The sequence below is a fragment of the Promicromonospora soli genome (genome assembly GCF_014653785.1).
GTDB lineage: Bacteria > Actinomycetota > Actinomycetes > Actinomycetales > Cellulomonadaceae > Promicromonospora > Promicromonospora soli.
In genome coordinates this window covers 1-4,047 of the sequence record NZ_BNAS01000013.1, presented here as the reverse complement: position 1 = coordinate 4,047, position 4,047 = coordinate 1, and the positions used below count along the sequence as shown (strand labels likewise).

The window sequence follows — 4,047 nt, the reverse complement described above, 5'->3', positions numbered from 1 at the left end:
CGGGCACGAGGAACGCCAGTGGCTCCGGCACGCGACCCCACAGGGCGGCATCGCGCAGCGACGCGAACGACAGCGCGAACGACGCCAGGGCGACGGCGAGGGTCAGGACGACGGTGAAGAGCAGGACGGGTCGGGAGTCGGCCGCGATCCGGGCCACGGGTCCAGCGGTGCGGTTCATGATCAGACCTCCTCAGCCGATGCGGCGGGAGCCGGGCGGGATGCGCGCGGCGCACGAGGCTTACGGGGAGCGCGAGGCTTGCGCGGCTTGCGCGGCGTAGCGGTGTTGTCCTCGCTCTTGGCAGCCGTGTTGTCGTTGGAGACGCCGCGGCGGGTAGCAGCCGCGGTCCAGGCGTTGACGGCGTCGGCGTCCGACGCGGAGAGCGCCCCGGAGGGTGCTCGTGCGGGGCGGGGTGCGGCGAAGCGGAGGGCGACGTCGCGGATCAGGTCGTCGGGCCAGTAGTCGAACCGCATCAGCTCCGGGGAGCCGTCCTCGCGTACGAGGTAGGCGGTGCCGGGGTCGGCTTTGAGGATGGTGTGTGCCGGGGCGAGGGCCATCGCGGGGCCGAGGACCATGTCTGTTTCGATGTCGGAGTCGAGGCGGAGGGCGATCTTCTGCGGGTAGAGGTTGCGCTGCCCGACGGCTTCCTGACGCGGGTTCTGGACGCAGGACAGGACGCAGATGCCGAGGGCGCGGCCTTGGGTCAGGAGCTTGGACATCAGCCGGTCGGCCTCACGCCGGGTCTCGAAGTCGCTGTACGCCATGAGGTCGGCCAGCTCATCGATGACCAGGACGTGCAGGGGGTCACCCAGGCGCGGTTCGTGCAGTCGGGACTTGCCCCGCATGGTCTCCTTGCGCTGGTTCATGATGCTCCCCAGCTCGCGCAGGACCCGGAGGGAATCGGTGGACTCATACGCGATGCGGGTGAACAGGGATCGGCCCATCTCCAGCTCGATCCCGCCCTTGAGGTCCAGACCGGAGAACTCCACCAACCCCGTGTGAGCGGCCGGGGCGAGACCACCGACGACCGACCACAGCGCCGAGCCCTTGCCCGCACCCGTGGCACCCACGACGAGGGTGTGCCGTCCCCGGACCACGAGCTGAGCGACACCCCCGGAGCGGGTACGGCCCACGATCAGCCCGTCCGGCGTCGCGGCCTCCAGAAGCGGCAGGCCGGCGACGGCGCCGGGGATGCGGGCGGCGGTGAACAGGCGCAGGTCCAGCACCCCGGGCTTGACGGTCGTGGTCGAGAAGCCGTGCGCCTTGTACGTCGTGGTGATTGCGGGCGCGGCACGGTGCAGGGTGTCCAGGGTCTGCCCGGGCATGGTGTGGATCCGCAACACGGTCGCGCCGGTCTCGTAGCGGATCTTGGACAGCTTCGGGACCAGGACTTCACCGCCGGGCTGCCGGTCACCGATCCCGCACGCGGCAGCGACCTTCGGCCACGCGGCGACCACCTTCCGACCGTGCATCCGCACCAGGTACCCGTGCGGGGTGATCGCGGCCCACAGCCCGTGGAACAGGCCCGGGGACAGGAACACCAGGGCCAGCAGCACCGGGCCGGTGATCCGGTCGCCGGGGAGGTCGGCGAGGGTGAGGATGCCCCACCACCCGAACGAGACGGTCACGACGGCGAGGGTGAACAGGGCGTGCTTGGCCATCCACACGGTCAGGCCCCGGGTGAACATCCAGACCCGGTAGGTGATCCATGCGGCGACTCGCCACGTCTTCCCGGACCACCCAGGACGCCCTACGGTCGCGGCCCCCAGCCGGGCACGGGTGGTCTTGACCCGGGCATGTAGCGCGACGCGCAAGCGGTCGAGGTCCATCAGTACTGTCCTTCCTGCTCGGCGCGCTGGAACGCGGCGCGGAAATCGATCTGGAGCAGGTGGGCCTCCTGAGCGAGCTTGTAGGCGCGTTCGCCGAGGTCGATGTCGAGCTCTCCGACCTGGGACGCGGCGACGCGCAACGCTTCGGCGGCCTCATCCATGTGTCGGTAGCCGGACTCGAAGTGGTAGACGTCCTCGGGCTCCAGCACCTGCCGCTTGTCCCGCCTGAACAGGTCAAACATCAGCGCTCTCCCTCGCTCTCAGCAGCCAGGCGACGCGAGACGTCCTCACGTGCCGCACGAATCCGGGCAGCGACCGCGCGCAGTTCCTCCAGCGCCGGGTCGTGGGCGTTGGTGTACTTGCTCAGGCCCTCCAGTGGCTCCACCGCGCGCAGGACGTTGAAGTCCGCTTCGCGAAGCCGGTAGTCCGCCTCGTCCAGCGCATCCACAGCGCGCTTGTTGACCTGCCGGGTCGTCTCATCCAGTGCCATCAGTGCTTCCCCTTCTCGTCGTGTCGCCCGACCCACCGGCCGGACTCGTCGTAGAACTCGGGGCGTTCCGCCCGGTGCGCGACCGAGGCCGCACGACTGATCTCCGAGTGCAGACCCGCGACGCCGTCATGCAGCTTCCGGGCCTGATCTGATGCGCCGAGCACTCCGGCGCGATCGAGGGTCCGGGCGGCACCATCGAGACCGTTCACGGCCGTGAACAGGTAGTCAGCCGCAGCGGCCAGCGACTGCGCCCGACTCACCCGGACTCACCACGCAGGGCCGTGACCGCGGCGACGAGCCCGCGCCGCCAGAGCCGTTCGCGCGAGGCCTCGAGGTAGGAACAGACCTGAGAGCACGCGACCGCGGCGCCCATGTCCTCCCACACCAGCGCCCGAGCCGCCTGGTTACGCATCTCGTCGATCGCCCGGTCCAGCACATACAGGCCGCGGAAGAACGCCAGCGCGTTCAGATTTCGCCACGGGCGCGACCGCGTGAGCGCGATGCTCTGCGCCGCATGCCGACGCGCCGAGGCCAGCTCCCCCGCCGAGGGGGCGGGAACCGAAGCCCCCGCCACCCCCGGAGTGTTGTCGTGGGTGCTCACGCCGCAGCCCCCACGCTCACAGCGACATCGGCCGAGTTAACGGCCCCGCCGTTGCCGTCGCCGGACTCGTCGTCGCTGCCGTCACCGAACAGCGGGACCTCTTGCCATCCGTCCCGGGCACCGGGACCCGTGGGAGACGCGTGATCGGCCAGCGGCTCGAACGCCGTCAGGTGCACCGAGACCGGGACCTGACCCGGCTCGGTGGCAGCCCACCCGGACCACTGCCGACGCAACTTCGTCGGCAGGCCGTACGAGCCCGGGACCACATCCTGTTCGGCCGGGGCCAGGCCGTGCCGGGCCGCGATCCGCTCCGCGCCGTCGAACGTGGCCGTGAGCACGCCGACATCCAGCACGTCAACGCTCGGCTCCAGCGATGCCGGGCTAATCGAGGTTGCGTGCAGGTCCACGCTCAGCACCTCGACCGACCACAGGCCGTCCAGCACCCGCACCCCGGCCAGCACGTCGCCCACCGGCGCGGTCATCAGGCAGCCGCCTTCTTGGCGTCGGCCATCTGCGCGATAGCAGCGGCCTCCCACGAGGTCGTCAGGCCACCGCTACGGCGGTCCACCCGCACCGAGGCCACCAGGTCGTTGAACTGGATCGGCGTGAACAGCGACGGGGCAGGCATCGCCTGCGCGGGGACCGTCACCTTCACCGACTCCGTGGAGACCCGGCCCCACGACTCGGACTGGTACACGACCTCCACACCCCACAGCGGGAGACCCGAGCCCTCCTGCCGGGCCTGGTTGTCACCCGGACGACGCTTGCCGTCTGCCGTCTCGATCCACTCCATGACCGGCTCCACGACACCGGTCGCCACCATCGCCTGTCGGTTGCTGTCTACTGCGAACGTCGCCATCTCGTCATCTCCCTGGTTGTCACTGCGACTAATCCAACTGGCTTAAGCCAGTAATCCACACCATAGGTGGCTTGAGCCAGTTGCACAAGAGACTGGCTTGAACCAGTTCGCTAGAGTTGAGGACATGGCTGATCAGCGACCCCACGGCGACAACGCCGAAGCGCACGCGATCGCGTCTGCTCTCAGGGACGCGATCACCACCGGCGAGTACGCCCCCGGCGACAAGCTGCCCTCCGAACGAGTCCTCGCCGCGACCTACCACGGGGCGCG

8 protein-coding genes are annotated in these 4,047 nt (G+C 69.9%); 1 reads left to right on the top strand and 7 read right to left on the bottom strand.

The window, feature by feature from the left end; genetic code table 11:
• Positions 1 to 180: 180 nt before the first annotated feature.
• From IE250_RS24225 to IE250_RS24195, 7 genes are read right to left on the bottom strand one after another with little or no spacing between them, the layout of a single operon-like run.
• A complete protein-coding gene (locus IE250_RS24225) occupies positions 181 to 1,827 on the bottom strand; it encodes an FtsK/SpoIIIE domain-containing protein (protein ID WP_189671891.1) in 1,647 nt (548 codons plus the stop codon).
• Positions 1,827 to 2,069 carry a hypothetical protein gene (locus IE250_RS24220; protein WP_189671890.1) on the bottom strand — a complete coding sequence of 81 codons (243 nt, stop codon included), beginning with the start codon at positions 2,067 to 2,069 and terminating at the stop codon, positions 1,827 to 1,829. Before IE250_RS24220 ends, IE250_RS24225 begins: the two co-directional genes overlap by 1 nt.
• Complete coding sequence (locus tag IE250_RS24215) at positions 2,069 to 2,317, bottom strand: hypothetical protein (RefSeq protein WP_189671889.1); 249 nt, start codon at positions 2,315 to 2,317, stop codon at positions 2,069 to 2,071. Before IE250_RS24215 ends, IE250_RS24220 begins: the two co-directional genes overlap by 1 nt.
• Entirely contained in the window at positions 2,317 to 2,577 is a 261-nt protein-coding gene (locus IE250_RS24210; protein ID WP_189671888.1) for a hypothetical protein, read from the bottom strand. The genes IE250_RS24215 and IE250_RS24210 overlap by 1 nt, the downstream gene beginning before the upstream one ends.
• Positions 2,574 to 2,918: a hypothetical protein gene (locus tag IE250_RS24205; protein ID WP_189671887.1), complete on the bottom strand. Its 345-nt coding sequence runs from the start codon at positions 2,916 to 2,918 to the stop codon at positions 2,574 to 2,576. Before IE250_RS24205 ends, IE250_RS24210 begins: the two co-directional genes overlap by 4 nt.
• Complete coding sequence (locus IE250_RS24200) at positions 2,915 to 3,400, bottom strand: hypothetical protein (RefSeq protein ID WP_189671886.1); 486 nt, start codon at positions 3,398 to 3,400, stop codon at positions 2,915 to 2,917. The genes IE250_RS24205 and IE250_RS24200 overlap by 4 nt, the downstream gene beginning before the upstream one ends.
• Positions 3,400 to 3,777 (bottom strand): hypothetical protein, encoded by a 378-nt coding sequence (locus tag IE250_RS24195; RefSeq protein ID WP_189671885.1) that lies wholly within the window; start codon positions 3,775 to 3,777, stop codon positions 3,400 to 3,402. The genes IE250_RS24200 and IE250_RS24195 overlap by 1 nt, the downstream gene beginning before the upstream one ends.
• A 124-nt stretch (positions 3,778 to 3,901) precedes the next feature.
• Between IE250_RS24195 and IE250_RS24915 the strand changes: the two genes are divergently transcribed.
• Positions 3,902 to 4,047: GntR family transcriptional regulator (locus IE250_RS24915; RefSeq protein WP_189671884.1), on the top strand; the 146-nt coding region annotated here is incomplete at its 3' end.

Coding starts and splice junctions, on each gene's coding strand:
- IE250_RS24225 (WP_189671891.1), bottom strand. CDS start 1,827: ATGGACCTCGACCGCTTGCGCGTCGCGCTACATGCCCGGGTCAAGACC.
- IE250_RS24220 (WP_189671890.1), bottom strand. CDS start 2,069: ATGTTTGACCTGTTCAGGCGGGACAAGCGGCAGGTGCTGGAGCCCGAG.
- IE250_RS24215 (WP_189671889.1), bottom strand. CDS start 2,317: ATGGCACTGGATGAGACGACCCGGCAGGTCAACAAGCGCGCTGTGGAT.
- IE250_RS24200 (WP_189671886.1), bottom strand. CDS start 3,400: ATGACCGCGCCGGTGGGCGACGTGCTGGCCGGGGTGCGGGTGCTGGAC.
- IE250_RS24195 (WP_189671885.1), bottom strand. CDS start 3,777: ATGGCGACGTTCGCAGTAGACAGCAACCGACAGGCGATGGTGGCGACC.